A 22,376-nucleotide genomic window follows, 5' to 3' on the forward strand; every position below is an offset into this window, starting at 1 on the left:
GTGAATGCCGAGCATGCGGACGAAGTGGTTGTCCGCATACCGCACGTCTCATGGCCGGCGGTTCGTTCAGGCTGTTCCCGGCGTTCCTGGTTGCGCCGCGCTGAACACTGAGTGACCCTATCTGCGCGATGTCCACGCTGCTCAATGCCATCGGTCGCGAGCAGCCCGAAAGGCGGTGCCATGGGCCAGACCCCGCGGGCGCTCCAGCCATCCCTGTCCGAGCGCCACTTCTTCGGCGCCGAACTGCGTCGGCTGCGCGAACGCGCCAACCTCTCGCAGGCGCGGCTCGGCATCATGATCCGTTTCAGTGCCGATCTGGTGCGTCGCGTGGAGACGGCCGACCGGTTCCCGTCCCGGGAGTTTGTCGAGGCCTGCGACAAGGCACTGGCGACCGGGGGCGCCCTGATGCGCCTGCTACCGCTGCTCGACAGGAACCGGACCAGCGACGGCAAGCCGACCGCCACCTCGCCAGCCGGCGGTGGCCTCAGCAGCGTGCTGTCCGATCGTCCGGCGGAGACGTCGGGGCTGGCCGAGATGGTCGCTCGGGTTCCGTTCCAACCCGGTGTCCTCGATCGCGCCGCCCTGGACTGGCTGAACGCTGCGGCGGGACCCCGGCTGCCCGTGGCCGGACGACCTGGCTCGTCTGACCAGGTTGACGAAGAGGATCTTCACTCGGCGGAGACCGCTCTGGCGATGTTCCGGCAGTTGGACCACACCCACGGCGCCGGACGAGTCCACGCCCAGGTGCAGCGGTACGTCGAAGGCGAACTGAACCGGCTGCTGGCGAACACCCCAACCTCCGAGGCGGTCGGCCGGCACCTCTACACGCTGGCGGCGGGATTCTTCGAGCTCTGCGGGTACCAGGCGGTCGACACCGGCGCACATGGCCTCGCCCAGCGCCGCTACCTACGCGCTCTGCGGCTGACGGAAGCCGCCGACGACCGCCTGTATGGCAGCTACCTGCTCGCCGTGAACATCGGCCACCTCGCGCTGCACTGCGGGCACCCCGAGCCGGCACGCAGGATGGCGCTGACGGCGGTGAGAGGAAGCGAGACCCAGGCGACGCCCGCTGTGGCCGCCGCGCTGCACGCGGTGGTGGCCCGTACGCACGCCCGCCTCGGACGCGAAGGCGACTGCCTGAACCACCTCGACATCGCGGAGAGGCAACTGGCCCGCAGCAAGCCCGAGGCCGAGCCGGCGTGGATCCGGTACTTCGACGCGGCGTACCTCGCCGACGAGATCGCGCACTGCTTCCACGACCTGGGCCGACCGCGGCAAACCCAACGGCACCTGGGCGACGCCCTCACCGCGCTGAGCCCCACCCACGTCCGGCGACTCGCCATCGACACCGCGCTCCTGGCCTCGTCGCTGGCCGCCGCCGGCCGCATCGACGAAGCCTGCGCCACCGCACGCGAGGCAGTCGACCACGCCGCACGAACCACCTCACACCGCTGCCTGCAGCGCATCGTCGAGGTACAGGCCGACCTCGAGCCCTACCGGTGTGAGACGGAGGTCCGCGAATTCGGCGAGTACGTGCGTCACCGACTACCGCTGGCGGCTGTGTAACCCCTGCTGACCGTTGGCCGCACCCGCCATCACCGAACGGTAGTGAGCGAGCTCCGCCTCCAGCGCGGCACCCGCTCGACGGGATGTCGCCACATAGTGGCCGACATCAGGAACGAGTAACACCTCGGGCGCCGAACCGAGCAACGTCAACTCCTCGGCGAGTTCGCGTACGTCCTCGACCACGGCTACCTCGTCGGCGGTGCCGTGAATGAGCAGCACCGGCCGCTGGACAGCGGCGGCACGGACGCGGCCGGCCCCACCTCGCAGCCGCATCGCGTGCGCCCGCTGGAACCGGGGCACCGTCTGCGCCCACCGGTCAGGATCCACGATCGCCGACACGGCGGTGGCGGCGGCGAACGGGCCGTCTTGCGCCACGGCGTGCAACGCGGTGTATCCGCCGGCGCTGGCACCCCGGATGAACACCTGCCCCGGCGCCGCCCGCCCGGTCGACAGCAGGTGAACCGCCACCGCCGCGCAGTCATCGACGTCGTCCAGACCCCACCGGCCGTAGAGCGATTCCCGGAACGCCCGGCCGTACCCGGTGCTACCCAGGTAGTCGACATCAACGACGGCGAACCCGCGACTGGTGAAGAACTGCGCCTGCCAGTCCAGGCGCAACAGGCAGGAGGCGGTAGGCCCAGGATGCGCCCGAACGATCACCGGTGCCCGCCAGTCGGCAGCCGAGCCCGTCGGCGGATACACGAGGGCAAGCACCTCCCGATCACTCGCCACTCGAACGCGTAGCTGCGTCGGCGTCGATACTCGAGCCCCGTCGAGTCCGGCGTGCTCCGGCCTGGCAAGCACCTCGACCTGGGGATCGGCATCAGCCAGGTCGATCAGCGCGACCTGCGGGGCTGCGGTCGGTGATGATCCGATCAACGCCACCGTCGTCCCTCGAACGGCCAGGTACGGCTTGATCGACGTGTACGGGAGGTCGACCGGGCGGACAGCGCCGTCGGAATCGATGACGACAAGGCGGTGTCGCGGCCCCTCCTGCACCGCCACGACGATCCGGCCGTCGTCGAGGAAACCGTACGACGCGTAACCCAGCTCCCATGGCTCCGCGGCGCACTCACCCGCGATCGGTGCCACCGCCTCCACCTCGAGGCCGTCCCACCGGTAGAGGTTCCACCAGCCACTGCGGTCCGACACGAAGTACAACGCGCCGTCGGGTCCCCACCGCGGCTCAACCGCAGACTCATCCGGACCACCGGCCAGTCTCACTGCGCCCTCGACGGAACCACGCGGCGAGTAGGAGGCCACCCACACCTCACAGGCATCCCAGGGCATGTCGCGCTCGCTCCACGCGGTCCAGGCCAACCAACCCGGACCCGGCCGAGGCGCGGCGAGGAACCCCCGGGACGAGGCAAGAGTCCGCACCTGCGGAGCACCGGTGAGCGACACCGCTACGAGTTCGTCACCCTGCTCCGACTCCCGCACAGCCAGCAACTCGCCGTCACCGATCGTCAGGTCACCGAAGGATCCATGGCTGACCAGGTCGAGTCCCTCGCCGTGACGACGGCTCCGATAGAGGCCATCGCCGCCGGCGCACCACAACGTCCCGTCGGTGACAGCGAACGAACCGCCTCCGTACGCGTGAACTCCACTGGCGATATCGAAGCCCGACGGACTGACATCACGCGTGCCCTCGCCCGGCCGCCAACCTGTCACCGTCGTACCCCCGCCGGCATCGGGGCGAGTCTCCAACCAGTACAGGCCGTCATCACCGGTACGCAGCTGGTCATAACTCACCGAGGCGCGGACGGCGTCGTCCACCGCCACTTCAGTGATCCTGTCCGCCAGCCTCACGCGTCCTCCTCGAACAACCTCCACGCGCGACCGGACGACGGCGGGCTCGTCAACCGGTCGCCGGGGCACCGGCGAAGCCAGCGGCGAGTCTCGGTCCGTCGGGCCGGCGCGAGCGCCCAGACGTGGCCGACTCTACGCCCGAGTGCCTCGGAACTACCGCTGGATGTCTCCTCGTAAGCGGCCCGCCAACCCGTTGTTCTCGCCGGGGCAACGTCGATGCGGACAACAGTTCTTGTCCGCATCTTCGGTATCGACCATGCCATTCGAATCGAGCCATCATTCGCAGCGGTAAGGCCATTCACGGGGGGCGCAGCAATGAATGTTGCGTCCCGATGACGACGTCGATGAAAGGGTCCGATGCAACTACAGGAGGAATTGGCGCGCTACGGCTATCGCCAAGAGTTGGCCCGGAAGCTTCGGTTCCGGGACCTGGTCGCGTACGGGCTGGTGTACATGGTGCCGATCGCGCCGATGGCGATCTTCGGCAGCGTGTACGCCGGCTCGGGCGGCATGGTGGCTCTGGCGTACGCGGTCGGTGTTGTGGCGTTGGTGTTCACCGCGTTCTCGTACGCGCAGATGGTGAAGGCGTTCCCGATGTCGGGCAGCGTCTACAACTACGCGGGCCGGGGCGTCAGCCCGCCGGTCGGTTTCCTGGCCGGCTGGGTGATCCTGCTCGACTACGTGCTGGTGCCGGGGCTGCTGTATCTGGTGGCGTCGGTGGCGATGCACGCCACGGTCCCGGCGGTGCCGGTGTGGCTGTGGCTGCTCGGGTTCGTCGTGGTCAACACGATCGTCAACTCGGTCGGCATCCGGATGACCGCGATGGTCACCCGAGTGATGCTGGTCGGTGAGCTGATCGTCCTGGCGATCTTCCTGGTTGTCGCGGGCTGGGTCCTCGCGACCGGAAAGGGCAGGTTCAGCTGGGAGGCGTTCTACAACTCCGAGACCTTCACCTGGTCCCTCGTCGCGGGGGCGGTGTCGATCGCGGTGTTGTCGTTCCTGGGCTTTGACGGGATCAGCATGTTGGCCGAGGAGGCCAAGGGCGGCTCCCGGCAGGTCGGCCGGGCGATGGCCGCCGTCCTGGTCCTGGCCGGGGTGTTGTTCATCGCGCAGACGTGGCTGGCCGCGATGCTTGTCCCCGACTCCGGCACGCTTCTCGCGCAGGGGGATCCGGACGGCACCGCGTTCTACGACGCCGCCGCTGTGGCCGGCGGGGGCTGGCTAGCGACCCTGTGCGCGGTGGCGACGGCCATCGCCTGGGGCCTGCCGAACTCGATGGTCGCGCAGGTCGCCACGTCCCGGCTGCTCTATGCGATGGCCCGGGACCGGCAACTGCCCGGTTTCCTGGCGAAGGTGTCGATCCGTCGCAGCGTTCCGATCAACGCCACGCTGCTCACCGGCGTCGTGTCTGTGGTGCTCGGCCTGTACATGGCCACCCGCGCGGACGGGATCACCCTGCTGTCATCGCTGATCAATTTCGGGGCGATGGTCGCGTTTCTGGTTCTGCACGTCTCGGTGGTCGTGCATCACCTGATCCGTCGGCGCAGCGGCAACTGGTGGGCGCACCTGTTCATGCCTAGCCTCGGGTTCGCGGTCCTCGCCTTCGTCGTGGTGAACGCCAACATCGCCGCCCAGCGCCTCGGCCTGGCCTGGCTCGCTCTCGGGGTCGTCGTTCTCGCTGGCCTGTATCTGTCTGGCCGCCGGCCGGTGCTGTCCGGCTTCGCGCCCGCGCAGGTGCCGGCTCGTGACGTGGAGCGGGTGTGATCGGTATGGACATGATCACCTACCGGCCCGCCCGCGACGAGCTGGCCTACACCTTCGGCGGCCGGATGCCGGTGGCTCACGTCCGCTCCGGCGATGTGCTGCAGGTGTTCACCGAGGACTGTTTCGGCGGCCTCGTCCGCGGGCCGGCGGACCTGCCGTCGCAGGTGTGCCGGATGCCGTACCTGAACCCGGTGTCCGGGCCGTTCTTCGTCGAGGACGCCGAGCCCGGCGACACCCTCGCCATCCACCTTGCCGCCATCACACCCGCCCGCGACTGGGGAGTGTCGTCGACGTTCCCGCACTTCGGGGCGCTGACCTCCACCTCGCACACCGCGACCTTGCAGCCGCCCTTGGAAGAGCGGGTGTGGGTGTACGACATCGACCGGCAGGCCGGGGCGGTCCGCTTCCACGCCACGGGCAGCGATCACTCCGTCGACCTGCCGTTGGAGCCGATGATCGGCACGATCGGTGTCGCTCCCGGCGGATTCGAGGCCCGCTCCACGATCGTCCCGGATACCCATGGCGGGAACCTCGACACCCCCGAGCTGCGCGCCGGGACCACCCTTTACCTGGGCGTGAACGTGCATGGGGCGATGTTCGCCCTCGGCGACGGGCATGCCCGCCAGGGCGAGGGGGAGGCCTGCGGGGTCGGGGTGGAAATCGCCACGACCACCACCGTGATCATCGAGGTCATCAAGGGCGTCCCGACGGTATGGCCACGGCTGGAGACCGACCGGGAGATCATGTCGGTCGGCTGCGCCCGGCCCCTTGAGGACGCCTACCGGATCGCCCACCGCGATCTGGTCGGCTGGACCAGCACGCTCACCGGCTTGGAGGAACTCGACGCCTACCAGCTGATCTCGCAGGCGGGGCGGGCGCCGATCGGCAACGTGTGCGACCCGAACTACACCATCCTCGCCGCCGTCGACAAGGCACTGCTTCCCGACTCGGCCGCCGCCTACGGCGAGGTGCACGCCCGGTTGCGGCAACGTTCGGTCGGGCTGCGATAGGGAGGCGGTGCGATGACCGCGTCAATCCCGCGACTGCCGCTGCGTGACGAGCTATTCCTGCTCGGCCACAACGACGACACCGGCCTGCCTCACATCCACCGGCAGTCGTTGGCGCTGGGTATGGCCGGAGCGGTCCTGATCGACCTGTTCCTGGCCGGGCGGATTGTCCTTGACCGGAACGACGATGCCCGCCCGGCCGGCGAGCAGCGGATCCGGCTGCACATCGATCGGCCCGTCGGCGACCTGATCGCCGACACCGCCATCGCCTCCGTCCGCCACGCCAGGTTCGCCCCGACCCTGCGGGGATGGCTGTCATGGTTCGCCGCCGACCTGTACGAACGCACCCGCGCCGGCCTGCACGCCGGCGGGATCCTGCATCGCACCAGCCGCCGCCGGCTCGGTGGGCTCGCCCGCACCGAGGTCTACCTCGTCACCGACAGCAAGTGGGTGGTCGTGGCGCGGTCCCGGCTGAGGTACCTCGCCGCCGGTCGGGAGCAGCCGGACAACCACACCGCCGCGCTCGCCGGCCTCGTCGCCGTCCTCGGCCTGACCACCCACCTGTACCTCCACGACACCAACACCGTCACCGGCCAGCTGCGGACGATCGCCGAACAGCACCACCGGCCGGTACGCGACATCACCGCCGCCGTCGACGCCGCGGTCGGTGACCTCGCTACCGCCGCCTACCGCTAATCGCTCACGACAAGGAGACCGACCTGATGGACGCCGCTGTGCGTATCCGGGCCGCCCGCTGGGCCGACAAAGACCCCGTCGCGACGCTGATCGCCGCCGCCCTGCACCCCACCCCGCTCGCCGCATGGCTCGTACCCGACCCCGCGCTGCGGCGCCGGGTGCTGACCGAAGTCCTCGCGATCTGGGTGGAACACGCCATGTTCTACGGCGACAGCCACGTCACCGACGACCTGATGGCCGCCACCGTCGGGTTCCACCGCTACCGGCCCATCCCACCACCGGCCAACTACCGCCACCGGCTCACCGACGCCGCCGGCCCCCACGCCGACCGCTTCGACCTGCTCGACACCCTGCTGTCCGAGCCTCGGCCCAGCGAGCCGCACTACCACCTGGCGTTCCTCGCCGTGCACCCCGACGCCCGAGGCACGGGACGGGCGACGGCGATACTCACCCACCACCGACGCCGACTCGACCGCATCGATCTGCCCTCCTGGACCGACACCACCACCGACGCCCACACCCTGTACACCCGCCACGGCTACACCCCCCGACCGCCGATCCCTCTGCCCGACGGGCCGGCCCTGCAGCCCATGCGCCGCAACCCCGACCGCCGCCTCGACACCTGGCCCAGCAGCCTCGCCCGCCCCGCCGCACCCCTCCCAGATCACTCCCTACCCACCACGGGACGACAGTGAGATCCCGACAGCGGTAGGTGGCCCCGAACGAGTTCAGTGCGCCCGCAGTCCGCCCGGCGGCGTGTGGTGCCGTAGCACGGTAGGTGACCGCCGGCTTCCCGCCCGTGGTCGCGACCTAACCTCCGCCCTGACGTCTCTGATCGAGGAACGACGAGCCGATGGCTTTCCCTCGCAAGTGCTCCCACGACTTCATCGACGCCGCTGTCCAACAGGTGGCCGCCCTACGCGACAGCGGGCACCGCGGTCCGATCTCCGCCGTAGCCCGTGAACTCAACATCGACCGGCGGCTCGTACAGGAATGGGTCAGCAAGACCCGAACACCCAGCGCCGCGCCAGCGCCACCGCCTGCACACCAGTCCGCCGAGGATCCGGCGCCGGTCCTCCTGCCAGCCGACCTCATGCTCTGCCGCACCTGCGAACAGCCCATGACCAGCACCCCCGACGGCAACCGGCTCGTCTATCAATGCCCCGGCGACTGCCGGCGGCACGGACTCGACGCCGCAGCGGTCGCCGACACCGTCGGCCAAGCGATCCTGCACCACACACCCAACATCGTCACCGCCCCCGATCACCCCAAGAGCACTAACCTCGCCGCCGCCCACGCCAGCCGGGTCATCGCCCGCGTCACCGCCGGCCCCACCACCACGGATCTGCGTTTCACCTGGCGTACCGCCCTCGCCCCCACGCCCGGCCAAGAAGGTCCCGCCCTCGCCGAACGGCTACGATCCGCCCGCGCCCTCACCGCCACCGACCCGGTGCGCGCCCGAGAAACCCTGCGCGACGCCCTCACCGGCGTCGACCCAGCCACCACCACCGCCGACCCCACACTCGCCGACGCCGCCCACCTGTACGCCGAACTGCTAATCCGCCTCGGCAACCCCGTCGCCGCGATCCGCTGGGCCACCTACACCCACCACAGCCACGCCCACCTGCGCGGACCCTCCGCCCGGCCGACTCTCGCCGCCGCCCACACCCTCGCCACCGCCCACCGGCAGGCCGGACACCACCAGCGCGCCTACCACGTGTACCGGCACCTCGCCGACCAACTCATCACCACCGCCGGACCCGACGCGCACCCCACCCTCGCCACCCAGGCCACCCTCGCCCTCGTCCTGCGCGACCTCGGCCACTGCGCCGCCGCCCGACGCCTACTCGCCGACACCATCACCGCCCACCGCCGCACCCACCCCCACCACCCCGCCACCGCCCGCATGCTCCACCACCTGCACCAGATGCGGCAGCAATGCGCAGAGCGCGGACACGACCACCCCGACATCGAGACCCACACCGCAGAAGAGACAGCAGCAGCACAGCCCGGCGGCAGCTGACATCCCCGTGGCGCGCCGTCGGTCACGTCCCTGACCGCCGAGCGGCCGGCACGAATTCGGCAGGGCCACGACAAGCCGACAGCGGCTGTACCGTGTCGACCATGAGCAACGAGCCCTCGCACGCGATGTCGAGGGCGGTCACTGACACCCAGCCATGAACGACTCCCGAGCCGGGGACTCACCCGCGATCACCCCAGCGGTCGGCGACAGCGCTGACCCACCGGGCGCCCGTGCCCCCAGCGATCCCCTCGGCCAGCAGGCCGATGTCGAAGCAAACCGGGTCCAGGTCCGGGTACTCGGCCCACCGACCATCCTCGGCGTCCCCGACGGGCAGCACGTCCGCCCCCAGGCCATGGAGTTCCTCGTCTACCTCATCGTCCGAGGAGGCTCCGCCTACCAGCACGAGATCCTCGGCGACCTCCTGCCCGAACCCCCGCACCGCCTCGCGACGCAGCGCCTGCACACCTACACGTACAACCTGCGCCAGGTCTTCCGCTCCACTGGTGGGCAGAGCACGTATCTGCATCTGCGGCGACACCGCTACACCCTCATCCGCGACGCCTTCGACGTCGACCTGTGGACCATGCGCGACGCCCTCACCGCCGCGCACCGCGCCACCGCCCCGACAACCAGCGCCGCCGCTCTACGGCGCGCGGTCACCGTCTACCGCGGGCCCCTCGCCGCCGGCACCGGATACCTGTGGCTCGCACGGCACCAACAAGCCGTCGCCAATGAGTACGTGACCGCAGCCGCAGCCCTCGCCGAGGCACTCGCCGACCGCCCCGCCGAAGCCAAGGCCGTCCTCGATCTCGCCGCCCGCCACCACCCGGACCATGAACTCCTCGTCGCGACTGCTGCGACGATCCGTGATCGGTTGACCTGACCGCCATCCCACCCGGTGCTGCTGTCGCAATGACCCGACCAGAAGTTCCCCGCACACTGAAACCGGCTCCTGTCAGATTCTGCGAACTCCTCAATTTCGCGATCTTGACAGATTCGGCCGAAAGGCCGATAAGCAAAAGTGCCGATATACCCTCAAAACGGTCATCGTGGATCCGCTCTGCCGAGGCGGCTCTCAGGCCTGCTACCCCTGCCCGAAGCTGCACCGGCCCCGCGACCAACCGGCTATACGGTCGCTCGGGCCTCGTCACACAGGCGAGGGCAGCGCCGAGATGAGATCGGTCTCGGCCTGCTCCGCGATCGCCCCGCCTCAACGAGAGCCGAACGAGCCTCAGTAAGCCCTCTCGCAAGTTCAGCGATGAGATCAATGGATCTTAGGCCTCGCGAACGATGCAGGCGGGCTCAGATGTCAGTCCGTCTCTATAGGATTCGGTCGAACGTTCCTCCGGCGAGACGCACAGGAGGCAAGGCCCGTGACCACGCCCGTCCGCAGGCGCCAGTCAGCGAGTCCCGAACCGACCATCGTGCCGATGGCCCGCTTGGCAGACCGGGTACTTTCCGGCGAAATCGTGCTGCCGAAGTACCAGCGAGCGTTCGTGTGGGGGCCGCATCAGATTCTCGAGCTTCTCGACTCGGTGCTCCGTAACTACCCCATCGGCAGCCTGCTGCTATGGGAGACCACCGAGCAACTGGCAAGCGAGGAGACGGTCGCCGGCCTTGTCGTGGAGCCGCCTCGCCCGAACCGGCCAATTCGATACATCTTGGACGGTCAACAGCGGCTCGCCAGCGTGATCGGCGCTCTGCATGGCGGTGCCGGTGTCTGGGACATCCTCTACGACCTGCAGGAGGACCGGTTCTTCCACCGCACGCCGGAGACACCTACTGCGGCGCACCTGGTGCCCATGCAGGCGGTGAGCGAGGCAAGTTCCCTGTTCGGGCAAGTGGCAGAGCTTCCCGTTGGGCTGCGCGATCGCGCCGCGCGTTTGTACGAGCAGTTCGCCAATTACCTCGTGCCGGTGGTGACCCTGAACCACGTATCGGCGGAGGAGTCGGCTCGGGTATTCGTGCGGATCAACAGCACCGGAACGACGATGAATATCGTTGATGTGGCGAGAGCTGGCACATGGAGCCCGGACTTCGACCTCAAGGACGAGATCGAGTCCTTGCTGCAGGTCTTGGACGCGAAGGACTACGGGCGGGTCGACACGAAGACGATGCTTCGCACGATCGCGGTCGCGGCTGGCTTCGGGTTTTCCGCGAAGGACATCTACCGCCTCCGGGAGTTGGACAAGCCCCGGTTGCGGGAGGCCGTCGGGACGGTAGCGAAGGCCGCCGAGCGGGCCGTCGACTTCCTCAGCACGCAGATCCGCACTCCAAACGCGGAAGCCTTGCCCTACTACAACCAGTTCGCCGTGCTCGTGGAGGTGTTCCGGCAACTGCCGAAGCCCTCCTCGCCGCAGTACGGCGCACTGCGGCGTTGGTTCTGGTTGACGGCTAGCGGCGAGTACTTCAAGGGCTGGAGCGAGACACAGATGGGTCTTGACCTGCAGGCGATCACCGCATTCGCCCAGGGTCATGCCGCAGAGATCGACACGGTCGCGGCCCTGCCGCGTAGCGCCCTGTGGCGCCGCAGCGCCTTCTCCAGACGGAACGCCCCGAGCAAACTCCTCGCCCTGATCCTGGCGTACGAGGACCCGCTGGACCTGCTCAGCGGGCAGCGGATCGATGTCGGCAAGGCCCTTTCGTGGCAGAACGACAAGGAGTTCCACCACTTCTTCCCGAGGGCGTTCCTGCGCTCACACGGCATCGGCGGCACCCGAGCCAACGTCTGCGGGAATCTGGTCATGCTCTCGTCGGTCAGCAACATCTGGGTGTCCGACCGTCCCCCGTCCCGATATCTGCGGGACTTGGCCGACCTCGATGGCGAAGAGGCGCTGCTGCAGCGACTGCGGAGCTGCCTGGTGGAGGAGGAGGCGTACCAGGCGGCGCTGCGCGACGACTACGACACGTTCCTTCGCGTACGGTCCGAGACGCTGCATCGGCGGCTGATGCAACTGATTGGCCCCGCAGCCGAGTCGCCGAACAGCGGTGGCGCCGGACCTTTGTCAGGAGCGGACGAGACCGGTCTGGGCTTCGAAGATGACCTACTGAGCGACGAACCGGTCGACCGCGATTCGGCGGACTGAGGAATCCTTGATGCGTATCGCCGATCTGCCGGTTGCCGACCGGCCACGAGAACGACTCCTGAGCCGGGGCGCGGAGGCGCTCTCCGACCGTGAGCTGCTGGCCCTGCTGTTGGGATCCGGAGCGGAGGGGTGCGACGCCGTCGAGCTGGCCGGACAGCTCATCGCCCGCCACGGCGGCCTGTACGAGCTCTCCCGGGCGGACGCACACGAGCTGGCGGTTGGCTTGCCCGGCATCGGGCCGGCGAAGGCGGCCCGGGTGGCTGCGGCGTTCCAACTCGCGCGACGTGCGGCACCGGTCGACCGTGGAGGCCGGCAGCGGATACGCGGATCTGCTGACCTCGCTGCGCTCGCGGCGCCGCTGCTTACCGGCCTGCGGCACGAGCGCGTCGTGGTCATCATTTGTGACAGCGCCGGCGTGGTGCTACGGACCGCGATACTCACCGAGGGTGTGGCAGACCGGTCCCTACTGCCGGTCCGAGACGTCCTGGCCCTGGTGCTGGCAGCCGGCGGTACGGCATTCGGGGTGGCCCACAACCACCCGACCGGGCGAGTGGAGCCCAGTGAGCCCGACCGCCTCGCCACCGCCCGACTGGCGGCCGGAGCGGAGGCGGTCAGCCTCAAGTTCCTCGACCACGTGGTGGTCACCGACCACGAGTGGCGCCGCGTGGCTCACGGCTGATGACCGGCTACAGACGACCAGAGAATGCGGCCTCAAGAAGAGCTGGGCGGAGAGCAGAGAGGCTTCGCTGTTCGTATGCGGTCTCTAGGCGGGCGCTTAGAGCATCGAGCGTGGACGCGATCCGGTCCTGCACGCGGCGCGAGGGAAGCGGAAGTTCTATCGCCTCAAACCCTTTGATCCCGAGGGTACGGTTCCTGTCAGCCCCGCCCGGGGATTTCGCACAAATCTGAGCAAGACCTGGACGACTCAAGAAGTAGTGACGTAGGTAGCTGACGTTTGCTCGGTCGTCAACAGGCAGATAGAAGAGGAAGCGGTTCGATGCCACATATCCGGCCTCCGTTTCGCCAGTTACACCAATTGCCCCTTCCCACGCCTTAATGTTGCTTAGGGCGAGTGCGTCTTGCGGGAATCTGAAGTACCGCAGCTTGCTCAGTTCGTCCCCGCGGGTCGGCGCGTAACGGATTATCCCTTTCCCGAAGGAGCGCATGCCGATGGCCTTGTACAGCCAGTCGGGTTTGATTTCGACCTCGCTACGCGTCAGAGTGACGATGTTGCCAACCCGAACGAGTGACGTGTCCTCACTGAGTGCGGAATGAATCAGCGACTCCCGCAGGCTGCCCTGCAGATTCAACATCCGCGCGCGCAAGGCTTCGACCGCGCCCAGGCACACGAGAGACGCATTGAGCTTGTCGGCGATACGGCGCTGCTCATCGTATCCAGGGAGGGGGACTGTTACCCGTTCCAAGGCGTTTGGCGAGAGCGTCTGGTTGCGGGCAACAGTTCCGGTAGAGGCGGAGCGGATCAGTGCCCGGCCCGCCGAGGTTTGGAAATAGTAGTTCAGATACCGAATGTCGACATCGCCAATCGCCTGGTAGCTAAGAAATCGTGCCGATCCGACGAACCCCTTCTCACTATCCGTGGAGACGCCGATCGCACCTTCCCAGGCCATGATGTTGCTGACTATCAGCCGATCGGGGTTGACTTCGTAGTACTTTAGCTTACTTAGCTCACTTCCACTGCAGGGATCGCGGTGGAAGATTCCGTTTCCGAATGACCTGATGCCGATCTGTCGGTATTCTGCGTCAAGATCGATATCAACAGGAATGCGCTCTAGCGCGAGAACGTCGCCCAGTCGCACCTCGCGTCCAATCATCGCAACTCCAACGTTTCTTTGCGCAGTTTTCCTAGAAGATCCAGGATTTCCTTCTCAGTTTTGATGAGCTCATCCACCAATTCCTCGGGCGTGCGGTGTATCAGGTCGTCTTCCGCGTGCGGGTTTGCGATGTCGAGGTTGTAGCCGGACTTTTCGATATCGGCTGAGGTAACCTGCCAGGCGTGAGGTCCTTCCTTGCGGCCCTCGCGCTTCTCACCGCCCCACCACCGCACGCACGGCTCGAATTCTTCGACCCGCATGGGCTTAGTCTTGGTGTAGCCGCGGCGGCCGTCTGGCAGAGGGATCTCGTAAAACCACACTTCCCGCGTCGGTTGGCCCTTTTCGAAAAACAGCAGGTTCGACGGGATCTGGGTGTACGGCGCGAAGACACCCTGGGGTAGGCGGACGATCGTGTGGAGGTTGCACTCCTTCATCAGCTTCTTCTTGATCCGGGCGCCGATGCTGTTCTCGCCGGTCGCGAAGAGGCTGCCGTTCGGTAGGACGATCGCGCATCGACCGCCCTGCTTCAACTGGTCCAGGATCGCGTGGAGAAACAGCCACGACGTCTCCTGGGTCTGGTAACCCTTGGGGAACCTTTCGACGACGGACCGTTCTTCCTCGCCGCCGAAGGGCGGATTGGTCAGTACCACGTCGACCCGATCCGCCGCTGTCGCGTCGCGCATCCGCAGGAGTGCGTTGTCCCGGACCAGACGTGGTGCGTCGATGCCGTGCAGGAGCAGGTTCATGCTGGCCAGCAGGTAGGGCAGCGGCTTCTTCTCGATGCCTCGAAGGTTCGCCTGTAGTTGCCGGCGTTGGGTGTCCGTCTCGACGAGCTGGATGAGTTCCTCGTAGGCCTGCACCAGGAAGCCTCCCGTGCCGCAGGCCGGATCCAGGATTGATTCCCCGAGTTTGAGGAAGGACTGCTGCACCATGAAACGGTTCACCGGACGCGGGGTGTAGAACTCGCCGGAGTCACCGGCGGCATCGCGCATCTCCTTGAGGATCGACTCGTAGACGAACGCCATGGTGTGGATGTCGTCGGAGGAGTCGAAGTGGATCTCATCGACGAGGTTCACCAGGTCGCGCAGCAAGGTGCCGGACTGCATGCGGTTGGTGACGTCCCGGAAGATGGTGGACAGAACGTTCCGCGGATCGTCGGCATGGCCCGCGGCGCCCTTCAGGCCGGCAAGGTAAGGAATGAGCTCCTGGTCGACGAACTTTTTCAGTTCTGCGCCGCTGAAGTCGGGGTTTGTGGCCCAGTCCTGCCATCGGTGCGGCTTCTCAATGGCGGGACGGTAGTCGGGGTCCAGCATCGGCCCGGCCTGTTCGACGCGCTGGTCGAACGCCTTGAGGAACAGTAGCCAGGACAGTTGGGGCAGCCGGTCGAGGTCGCCGTTGAGCCCGGCATCCTTGCGCATGGTGTCGCGGGCTGACTTGATGATGGACGCGAGCCGCGCCCGCGAGGTTGTGGCCTTAGCGGTCTTCGTGGGTGCCATTCCAGTCTTTCTGCTCCGGGTGGGTATTGCCGCTAGCCAGCGCCGTGGACCAGAAGCTGCGCACCAGGTCCATTGCGACATCGAGCCGAAGCGGCGTCGCGGTCAGGCCGTCGGCCAGTTCGGGATAGGTCTCGGTCCAGGCCGGCGGCGGATCGGCAAGCACCTCCGGGACCGGGTGCGTCGCCCGTACGGCGAAGACGTGCCGCACGGCGTCAGCCAGGGCTTCGTCGGCCGTCAGCCCGGTCTCGATCAACAGCACTAGGTCCACGAGATCCTTGACGCGGGTGTTCGGACGATCGCCGTAGTCGCGGGTCAAGGCGTGAATCTTCTCAGCGAAATGTTGGCGGCGGTCGACAGCCTCGATGTCCCGGTGCGGCGTTCCGGCGAATGCCAACGTGTTGGGCAGGGACAGGCGCTCGGTGCGGCTGATCTCCCCCCGCGCGCAACCACGTCAATGCGCACAGTGGCGAAGGTTTTTCCCGCCAGCCGGCTTTCGATGGAGAAGCGCCAGCCGCCGCGGCCGGCGGTGTCCGCCCTCAGCGGGACGGCAGGAGAAACCTGGAAAAGAAATCCGTCGCCGTCCTCGTCCCGGGAGAGCGCGTCGATGAGGAGATCTCGTACGGTCTGGCCGTCAAGGTCTGGATCACCGTCCGGGCAAGCCGCGAGGTCCATGTCTTTGGTGGCGCGTGCCCTGCTGCGCAGCCGGAACTCCAGGGCTGTCCCGCCCTTGAGGATCCAGCCGGCCGCTGGGTCGGCGGAGAGGCGCGCGGCAACACGGTCGAAGACGACCAGGCGACGGCGCCGGGCCAGATCGGTGCCAGTGTCGTTTGCCTCCTGCATCAGCCGTGCCTCCAGGGCACGGCGCAGCGCCCTGGCGCTGCCGTACCGCCCGATCACGTCACCTCCCGCAGCGCTCGCTCGACACCGAGTTCCGCCCGGGCGCCGAACTGCTGGGCGGCGTGAAGAAGGCTCCGGCGGGTCGTCAGTCCTCGATCGAGGGCCTCGGCCACGGCGGAATCCAGCACGTCTTGATCCAACCGGGCGGCGGCGCATTCGACGATTGCGCGGACCGGGGTGGTAACGCGGTAACCGTCTCGCTCTTCGATCTCGTCACTGGCGAGGTCGGCGTGGTGGAGGACCACCGCGCTGTCCTTTTGGCGAAAGCCGGACGGGACGGTGAGGTGGATCTCGGAGGGGTTTGCCGTGCCTAGGTCGTGAACCGACAACGCGGTGGTGTGCGACACGGTGGCGCGGCCTCTGCTCCACAGGGCCCAGCGCACCAGGTGGTCGTCCTCGCTGCCGGGCAGAGAGTCGAACTCCCGGAAGCGGTAGATGCCCCGGTCGACGAGGATCCAGTTGCCCCGCTGGGCATGGTAGTGCTGCGCCTGGTACGAATACCCCGCCTCGCGTGCCTGCGCTGCGGTGAAGAAGCCTCGTTGCCCGCTGGCGATGCGCCAGAGCGTCGCCCTGGTGTCGGTACGGTCGCGGAGCACCGGGTCACCCTAGCACGGCACAATACTAAAAGATATTTTTAGTTCTGTGTCGCACGCGTGTTGGAGCTAAAGTTCAGTGCTAGGAAGCCTCCAGAAGGCGCTTACTCAGGTCATCGATGGCCTCATGGAGCAACTCCGCCCCACCGAACCGGTTCGCCAGTTCGACCACCGAGCCCATGTCGGTGAACGGGCGGACCGCGAGGGTTTCCGGCTTGAGCTGTGGCGAGCCGTGCTCGGCGAATTTCAGCAGCATCTCGTCCAACACCTGCCGGGCCTGTGGCTGGAAAGCGTTCAGGAAATCCCGGTGCTCGTGCAGGAAGCGGTACAGCCGTTCCTCGCGGCTGACCAGGGGCAGCCCCCATGCCACGTTGAGGAGCAGGTCGATCGGGTCGACATCCGGGCTGCCGAACTCCGCGGGCAGTTCCTCGGCGTCGATGTCGGCCCGTTGCAGGATGGTCATGAGCTCACGTCTGGTCTTGGCGACGGCCCAGCGACCGCGCAGTTTGTCCGGAGCCAGGTCCAGTTCCAGGACGCGGTCGTGGACCCACTGCTGGATGGTCACCAGTCTCATCGTCCGGCCGTCCGTGTCCAGTTGGTAGCGCCGCTCGCCCCACTTGTAGACCTGGACGCCGTTTACCACATAGCGCCTGCCGCGGGACCGGATGCGGTCGACCTCGTCGGGGTCGTCCACCGCTGCGTCTGACCGCTGCGTGTCGAGGGTGCCGCCGTCTGCCTGCGTGTACTCGGCCTCCGGCTCGGCCACGGTCTCCGGATCGGCCACACTGCCATCGGGTGCTTCGGGTTGGCTTTTTAGCAGATGTCCCTGTTCGTCGGCGGTGTCACGGACGACGCGCAGCGGCGGGCCGTCGAATCCCGGGTCGTTGAACAGCCGGGTGGCCTCGACGAAGTCGATGATGTCGAAGGAGCCCTTGCCGATCTCCGGGCACAGGCGGGTGCCGCGACCGATGGTCTGCTTGAACTCCGGCATCGAGCCGATCCGGCGAAACAGCACGATGTTGCGGACGGCTGGCAGGTCGATGCCGGTGTTGAGCAGCTTGGACGTCACTGCGATCACCGGTTCGTCGGAGTCGTCCTTGCGGAACTCGTCCAGCCATGCCCTGCCGTGCGGGCCGTCGGCGTCGGTGATGCGCACGACGTACTCGCGATGCGAGCGCACCTCCTCGGAGGCCGCGTTGAACAAGGCGGCGCGCATGCGTGCGGCATGGTCGTTGTTCTCGCAAAACACGATGGTCTTACCCTGCTTGCCGTCCTCCGCGGTCGAGCGCAGGTAGTCGACCACGTACTGGGCGGCTGCCTCCGTACGCTCCAGAATGACCATGACCCGCTCGAAGTCCTTGGGGCCGTAGATTCCTTCCGGGATCTCGTTGCCGAACCGGTCCAGCTGTCCCGGCACGGTCTGGTAGCCCTCCATGTCCACGTTGAGCCGCACCCGCCGCACCCGGTAGGGAGCGAGGTAGCCGTCCTCGATGCCGTCGGCCAGCGAGTAGGTGTAGACGGGGTCGCCGAAGTAGTCGAGGGTATCCGCGTCCTTCCTGTTGATCGGGGTGGCGGTCAGGCCGATCTGCGTCGCGGGGGCGAAGTGTTCCAACACGCGGCGCCACTGCGAGTTGTCCCTGGCGCTGCCCCGGTGGCACTCGTCCACGATGACAAGGTCGAAGTAGTTCGGCTGGTAGCGGCGGAACAACTCCTCCTCGTCACCCTTCTCTAGTGCCTGGTACAGGGCGAAGTAGATCTTGCGGCCCCGGACGGGTTCGCCGCTGATCTTGTGTACGTCGTCTGGGCCGAAGACCGGTAGAAAGTACCTGTCCTTGGGGTCGTCGACGAGCATCGAGCGGTCGGACAGATACAGCACCCGGGGTTTCCGTCCCTCGCCCCACCCGGATCGATTCAGCTTGGCGACGATCTGGAGCGCCACCATGGTCTTCCCGGTTCCGGTGGCCAGCACCAGCAGGATGCGCTTCTGGCCGCGAACGATGGCCGCGAGCGTACGGGCCACCGCCACCCGCTGGTAGTAGCGTGGGCGTTTGGCGGTGTTGTCCGAGTTCCGCAGGGTGTGATCGTAGGGCGCCTTCAGTAGTTCCCGCCCGATGTCGGAGTCTGCCTGCAGGTCGGCGAGGTAGCGGGCCCACAGCTCGTCTGGGGATGGAAACTGGTCGACGTCGCGGATGGCCGGAGCGGCGCCGCTGTAGTCGATCTCCACGATCTGCCGGCCGTTGGTGGCGTACGCGAAGGAGAGCCCCAGCTTCGCGGCGTACCGGCGGGCCTGCTCCACGCCGTTGTTGGCGTCGATGCGCCACCGTTTGGCCTCTACGACAGCGACGGGGACGTCCGGCGCATACTCCAAGACGTAGTCGGCGATCAGGGGATCATCCTGGGCGTGCCGCTTGGGTGTCGGCGTCAGGCGCCCCTCGTTGATCCGGAACTGCGGTCGGATTTGCTCGCTCGTCCATCCGGAAGCCTCAAGGGCGGGTATGACGAACGCCCGGCACGTCTCGTCCTCGCTCATCCCGTAGATCGCTGTCACCGTACGTACGGTAATAGCATTCACAGCTTCCTGTCTTCAGGCCATGAGGGTGACGATCAAGATCGCAAAGGATGAAATTTCCGACGAGGCGGATCTTTCGGCCAGTTTGTCGATCATCACTACGGTCGGGGTCATCACTACGGTCGGGGCCGGCAGCGTTGGGCGATGGGACGAACGCCGAGCCGGGAGAAGCCCCATGTCGTGCCTCCCATGCGAACATCCGGCCTCATGACGACGGCGTCACTGGACCATGGACCTCCCGCGAATTGGTTCCTTCGGACGGTGGGCGCTGGCCGGTATCGGAGGCAAGGATTCGGCGGACGTGACGTGGTGACACGCCGGCAGCCGAGGCGACCTCGATCAGGCTCGCGTCGGGGCGTTCGGCACGTAGCCGGGCCACGATGTCCGCAGTCCGCTCGCCAGCGGCTTGAGGCCGATTCGAGGACGGGCCGGCGGTTCTTCGTGCCGGTACTGCCGCAGCCCGGCCAGGCGCGGATTCGTCCGAGGCCAGATCCGGCTCGCTCGCTTCCGGTTGGCTAATCTTCAATGGGCTCGATGCCGCGTGGTCGACGTCGGCGACTACTCGTTGCCCAAGGCCATGGCCGGTCTCGCCGGACGGATCATCCGGGCGCGTCATGGACTGTGGGGCAGGTTTAGACTTGGTGAGCATCTCGACGACCAGCAGCAGTGCTACCGCCGGCCACGCCGCCACGATCCGTGCCCCGAGGCTGGGCTGGGCGGCGGCGATGTTCGCCGCCACGCTGGCCGCCACCCCGACCGCGAACGCAGTCCGGGCCGACCAGCGCACCTTCTGACCGGCGCGTTTGTCCTCGACCATGGCCGCAGATGCGACGACGAGCATCCCGTCGACAGACAGTGGCAGTACGTAGGCGACTTCGGGACGCTCACCGAACCTCAACGCCACGGCGACCATATGGCTCCAGGACGACCAGGCAGCAATTCCAGCTACGGCCACCGTGCTCACGTCTCGGGCGATCCGGGTCGGCGTCATCGGTTCACCCCCGGACCCAGCCGTCGCTCGATTGCCTGGACCTCGGCGGGGTCCACGGATGGGCGTCCCCCGATGTCCAGCCGCATCTGGACATCGGCCCATCGCTGCCACCGTCGGACGACTTCGCTGGCTCCGAGGCCGGTTGCGTCGGCGATGTCCGTCAGGTCCGCACCCGCCCGCAGGGCCGCGTGGATCATCGAGGGCTGCCAGCGAGTCCACCAGGACACCACGGCGGCGGACAACGCCAGCTCCGCCAAGGCGTCATCGCGACCGGATGTCGCCGTCCGAGCGACGGCACAGTCATGAAGATCGAGCAGGAGCTTGAACGGGTTGATCTTTTCGGCATCGGCGAACCGCACCGGCGGTTCAACCGGTCGGGTCGGGGTCATCGGGCATCACCCGACACCCGTGAGCTGGGCAAATTCAGTGGTAGCGGGTCACCGGCGATGGTGGCGGTGTGGTTCGCATGGTGGTACCTCCGGCCCACCACATCCTCAGGCCTGGTCATGGCCTGTCTTCATCCTCGATCACTTCCTCCGCATCGAGGATCATCTCTGGTCGTCAGCGGATCGTCAGCGCCACAGCCAACGTCGAGCGCGCCCGCTCTGGGCCAACTCTTCGAAGACGGGTGCAACCCGGAGTAGCTGTCGCGCGTGGATCGGAAGACCGCCTAGAGCCGTCAGCCCAGCGCGTCGCTGCTCTCACGGTTGCGGCTTCGCCCGCGTGCCGGGCCGGCGGCGGAGCGGTGGGAGATTGTACGGTGACGACGCGGCGACTCTCCGTCGCCGAAGCTCATGAAGGGCATTCCCATGCGGTGGTTGCGGATCGCAGTCTCGGCGTTCGTCTTCGCGGCGGGCGGCACCCTCGTCGCCGCCCCTGCGGCGGTCGCCGCCGCGGACACGGCACCTCCCGTCCTGGCGGGCATCACCGTCTCGCCCGACGCGGTCTCCGTCGCCGGTCTCGACCTCGTCCCGGTGACCGTGACCGCTTACCTGACCGACGAGACCGGTGTCGAAAAGGCCTCCGACATGGGCGGCGGCAACATGCCCTTCGTCGCCCTGAAGCGCGTCGCCGGTGGCACCGCGTCGACCCAGTACGCCGAGCTGTCGCTCACCTCCGGCACGCCACAGGACGGCAGGTGGACCGCGACCATCCAGGTGCCCTCCACCTGGAACGGTCAGTGGGAGATCAGCAAGCTCGTCGCCGTGGACGCGGCCTTCAACAGGCTCGACATCGACCCGCCCGAGACACCGGACAACACGCTCGACGTCACGGGCACCCACCTTCCGGCGGTGACCATGCGGTTCGTGCCCGACCCGCTGGTCGGCGACGGCCCGCTGACCGTCGAGGGTCGGTTCTACTACGAGGACACCGGCGAGGGCATCCCCAACCAGCCGATCTTCTTCGGCCACGACAACCTGTGCGTCGAGTACTCGGCGGAGCCCAACGGCACCACCAACGCCGACGGCACCTTCTCGAAGGTGTATCCGAAGGGCGACGGCTACCTGCAGTGCGTCGGCATCCTGCGCCCGTCCAACGTCGACTTCACGCCGGCCTTCATCGTCGTCGCGTCCCGGCACCCCCGGGTCAAGCCCGTCGTGACCGCGACCGCGAGCAGGACGACCGTCGTGACCGGCACCAAGGTGACGTTCACCGGCACGGTCAAGCCGACCAGCGGTGTCAACGTCGAACTCCAGCAACTGCACGGCTCGACGTGGCGGAAGGTCGGCAGCACGTTCCTCGACGATCGGGGCGGCTTCACGTTCGACGTCACGCCCAAGGCCGTGGGCACGCACCGCTACCGCGCAATCGTCCCGAACGACGAGCCCGAACTGGTCGGCGTGTCGGAGACCGTCGTGCTGCGGGTGACGGCACCGGGTGCCGGTGGGCAGCCGGGCGCGGGCGCGGGAGGTTCCGACGGTGGCCTGCCGATCACCGGGCCGGCGGTGGGGCCGATGGTCGGCGGCGCGGCGGCGCTTCTCCTCGCCGGCGCCGGACTGATGCTCATCGGACGGCGACGTCGGGTGCTGGCCCGGGGCTAGGGCCT

18 protein-coding genes and 1 pseudogene are annotated in these 22,376 nt (G+C 67.6%); 10 read left to right on the forward strand and 9 right to left on the reverse strand.

Annotation, left to right across the window (positions count from 1 at the left end; translation table 11 throughout):
* Positions 1-180: 180 nt before the first annotated feature.
* Complete coding sequence (locus HCJ94_RS00935) at positions 181-1,566, forward strand: helix-turn-helix domain-containing protein (RefSeq protein ID WP_167999016.1); 1,386 nt, start codon at positions 181-183, stop codon at positions 1,564-1,566.
* Here the strand turns inward: HCJ94_RS00935 and HCJ94_RS31025 are convergent.
* A pseudogene (locus tag HCJ94_RS31025) lies at positions 1,539-2,727 on the reverse strand (alpha/beta hydrolase family protein). The gene HCJ94_RS00935 and the pseudogene HCJ94_RS31025 sit on opposite strands and share 28 nt — an antisense overlap.
* Before the next feature lie 1,005 nt (positions 2,728-3,732).
* Here HCJ94_RS31025 and HCJ94_RS00945 point away from each other — a divergent pair.
* The 8 genes from HCJ94_RS00945 (at position 3,733) to HCJ94_RS00980 (ending at position 12,630) form a co-directional block, all read left to right on the forward strand.
* The gene (locus HCJ94_RS00945) at positions 3,733-5,139 is read left to right on the forward strand and encodes an APC family permease (protein ID WP_167999018.1); all 1,407 of its coding nucleotides are present in this window, start codon (positions 3,733-3,735) and stop codon (positions 5,137-5,139) included.
* Positions 5,140-5,144: 5 nt separating this feature from the next.
* Positions 5,145-6,149 carry an acetamidase/formamidase family protein gene (locus HCJ94_RS00950; protein ID WP_205800487.1) on the forward strand — a complete coding sequence of 335 codons (1,005 nt, stop codon included), beginning with the start codon at positions 5,145-5,147 and terminating at the stop codon, positions 6,147-6,149.
* A gap of 12 nt (positions 6,150-6,161) precedes the next feature.
* A complete protein-coding gene (locus HCJ94_RS00955; RefSeq protein WP_167999020.1) occupies positions 6,162-6,842 on the forward strand; it encodes a GOLPH3/VPS74 family protein in 681 nt (226 codons plus the stop codon).
* Positions 6,843-6,868: 26 nt separating this feature from the next.
* Positions 6,869-7,537, forward strand: a complete 669-nt coding sequence (locus tag HCJ94_RS00960) for a GNAT family N-acetyltransferase (protein ID WP_167999021.1) — start codon at positions 6,869-6,871, stop codon at positions 7,535-7,537.
* A gap of 158 nt (positions 7,538-7,695) precedes the next feature.
* Positions 7,696-8,865 carry a hypothetical protein gene (locus tag HCJ94_RS00965; protein ID WP_167999022.1) on the forward strand — a complete coding sequence of 390 codons (1,170 nt, stop codon included), beginning with the start codon at positions 7,696-7,698 and terminating at the stop codon, positions 8,863-8,865.
* A 154-nt stretch (positions 8,866-9,019) separates the two neighbouring features.
* Positions 9,020-9,748 (forward strand): AfsR/SARP family transcriptional regulator, encoded by a 729-nt coding sequence (locus HCJ94_RS00970; protein WP_240943727.1) that lies wholly within the window; start codon positions 9,020-9,022, stop codon positions 9,746-9,748.
* Between the two features lie 490 nt (positions 9,749-10,238).
* Positions 10,239-11,951, forward strand: coding sequence for a DUF262 domain-containing protein (locus HCJ94_RS00975; RefSeq protein ID WP_167999023.1), 1,713 nt, complete (start codon positions 10,239-10,241; stop codon positions 11,949-11,951).
* Positions 11,952-11,961: 10 nt separating this feature from the next.
* On the forward strand, positions 11,962-12,630 hold the full coding sequence (locus HCJ94_RS00980) for a JAB domain-containing protein (protein WP_167999024.1): 669 nt from the start codon (positions 11,962-11,964) through the stop codon (positions 12,628-12,630).
* A 7-nt stretch (positions 12,631-12,637) separates the two neighbouring features.
* Here the strand turns inward: HCJ94_RS00980 and HCJ94_RS00985 are convergent, their stop codons facing one another.
* The 8 genes from HCJ94_RS00985 to HCJ94_RS01015 all read right to left on the reverse strand — a co-directional run bounded on the left by HCJ94_RS00985 (position 12,638) and on the right by HCJ94_RS01015 (position 20,718).
* The gene (locus HCJ94_RS00985) at positions 12,638-13,783 is read right to left on the reverse strand and encodes a restriction endonuclease subunit S (RefSeq protein ID WP_167999025.1); all 1,146 of its coding nucleotides are present in this window, start codon (positions 13,781-13,783) and stop codon (positions 12,638-12,640) included.
* Entirely contained in the window at positions 13,780-15,279 is a 1,500-nt protein-coding gene (locus tag HCJ94_RS00990; RefSeq protein WP_167999026.1) for a class I SAM-dependent DNA methyltransferase, read from the reverse strand. The genes HCJ94_RS00985 and HCJ94_RS00990 overlap by 4 nt, the downstream gene beginning before the upstream one ends.
* The gene (locus HCJ94_RS29485) at positions 15,257-15,673 is read right to left on the reverse strand and encodes a nucleotidyl transferase AbiEii/AbiGii toxin family protein (RefSeq protein WP_240943729.1); all 417 of its coding nucleotides are present in this window, start codon (positions 15,671-15,673) and stop codon (positions 15,257-15,259) included. Before HCJ94_RS29485 ends, HCJ94_RS00990 begins: the two co-directional genes overlap by 23 nt.
* Positions 15,592-16,176, reverse strand: a complete 585-nt coding sequence (locus HCJ94_RS29490; protein WP_205800415.1) for a nucleotidyl transferase AbiEii/AbiGii toxin family protein — start codon at positions 16,174-16,176, stop codon at positions 15,592-15,594. Before HCJ94_RS29490 ends, HCJ94_RS29485 begins: the two co-directional genes overlap by 82 nt.
* Complete coding sequence (locus HCJ94_RS01000; protein ID WP_167999027.1) at positions 16,173-16,772, reverse strand: type IV toxin-antitoxin system AbiEi family antitoxin domain-containing protein; 600 nt, start codon at positions 16,770-16,772, stop codon at positions 16,173-16,175. Before HCJ94_RS01000 ends, HCJ94_RS29490 begins: the two co-directional genes overlap by 4 nt.
* 79 nt (positions 16,773-16,851) lie before the next feature.
* The gene (hsdR, locus tag HCJ94_RS01005; protein WP_167999028.1) at positions 16,852-19,317 is read right to left on the reverse strand and encodes an EcoAI/FtnUII family type I restriction enzme subunit R; all 2,466 of its coding nucleotides are present in this window, start codon (positions 19,315-19,317) and stop codon (positions 16,852-16,854) included.
* Between the two features lie 226 nt (positions 19,318-19,543).
* A complete protein-coding gene (locus tag HCJ94_RS01010) occupies positions 19,544-20,329 on the reverse strand; it encodes a DUF2637 domain-containing protein (protein WP_167999029.1) in 786 nt (261 codons plus the stop codon).
* Positions 20,326-20,718 carry a hypothetical protein gene (locus tag HCJ94_RS01015; RefSeq protein WP_167999030.1) on the reverse strand — a complete coding sequence of 131 codons (393 nt, stop codon included), beginning with the start codon at positions 20,716-20,718 and terminating at the stop codon, positions 20,326-20,328. Before HCJ94_RS01015 ends, HCJ94_RS01010 begins: the two co-directional genes overlap by 4 nt.
* Positions 20,719-21,147: 429 nt before the next feature.
* Between HCJ94_RS01015 and HCJ94_RS01020 the strand changes: the two genes are divergently transcribed.
* Positions 21,148-22,371 carry a hypothetical protein gene (locus HCJ94_RS01020; RefSeq protein ID WP_167999031.1) on the forward strand — a complete coding sequence of 408 codons (1,224 nt, stop codon included), beginning with the start codon at positions 21,148-21,150 and terminating at the stop codon, positions 22,369-22,371.
* Positions 22,372-22,376 lie beyond the last annotated feature (5 nt).

It is taken from the genome of Micromonospora thermarum (genome assembly GCF_012034245.1).
GTDB lineage: Bacteria > Actinomycetota > Actinomycetes > Mycobacteriales > Micromonosporaceae > Micromonospora > Micromonospora thermarum.

What these genes read in the sequence shown, in the direction of transcription:
- HCJ94_RS00935 (WP_167999016.1), top strand. Translation starts at nt 181, where the DNA reads ATGGGCCAGACCCCGCGGGCGCTCCAGCCATCCCTGTCCGAGCGCCAC.
- HCJ94_RS00945 (WP_167999018.1), top strand. Translation starts at nt 3,733, where the DNA reads ATGCAACTACAGGAGGAATTGGCGCGCTACGGCTATCGCCAAGAGTTG.
- HCJ94_RS00950 (WP_205800487.1), top strand. Translation starts at nt 5,145, where the DNA reads ATGGACATGATCACCTACCGGCCCGCCCGCGACGAGCTGGCCTACACC.
- HCJ94_RS00955 (WP_167999020.1), top strand. Translation starts at nt 6,162, where the DNA reads ATGACCGCGTCAATCCCGCGACTGCCGCTGCGTGACGAGCTATTCCTG.
- HCJ94_RS00960 (WP_167999021.1), top strand. Translation starts at nt 6,869, where the DNA reads ATGGACGCCGCTGTGCGTATCCGGGCCGCCCGCTGGGCCGACAAAGAC.
- HCJ94_RS00965 (WP_167999022.1), top strand. Translation starts at nt 7,696, where the DNA reads ATGGCTTTCCCTCGCAAGTGCTCCCACGACTTCATCGACGCCGCTGTC.
- HCJ94_RS00970 (WP_240943727.1), top strand. Translation starts at nt 9,020, where the DNA reads ATGAACGACTCCCGAGCCGGGGACTCACCCGCGATCACCCCAGCGGTC.
- HCJ94_RS00980 (WP_167999024.1), top strand. Translation starts at nt 11,962, where the DNA reads ATGCGTATCGCCGATCTGCCGGTTGCCGACCGGCCACGAGAACGACTC.
- HCJ94_RS00985 (WP_167999025.1), bottom strand. Translation starts at nt 13,783, where the DNA reads ATGATTGGACGCGAGGTGCGACTGGGCGACGTTCTCGCGCTAGAGCGC.
- HCJ94_RS00990 (WP_167999026.1), bottom strand. Translation starts at nt 15,279, where the DNA reads ATGGCACCCACGAAGACCGCTAAGGCCACAACCTCGCGGGCGCGGCTC.
- HCJ94_RS01010 (WP_167999029.1), bottom strand. Translation starts at nt 20,329, where the DNA reads ATGACGCCGACCCGGATCGCCCGAGACGTGAGCACGGTGGCCGTAGCT.
- HCJ94_RS01015 (WP_167999030.1), bottom strand. Translation starts at nt 20,718, where the DNA reads ATGACCCCGACCCGACCGGTTGAACCGCCGGTGCGGTTCGCCGATGCC.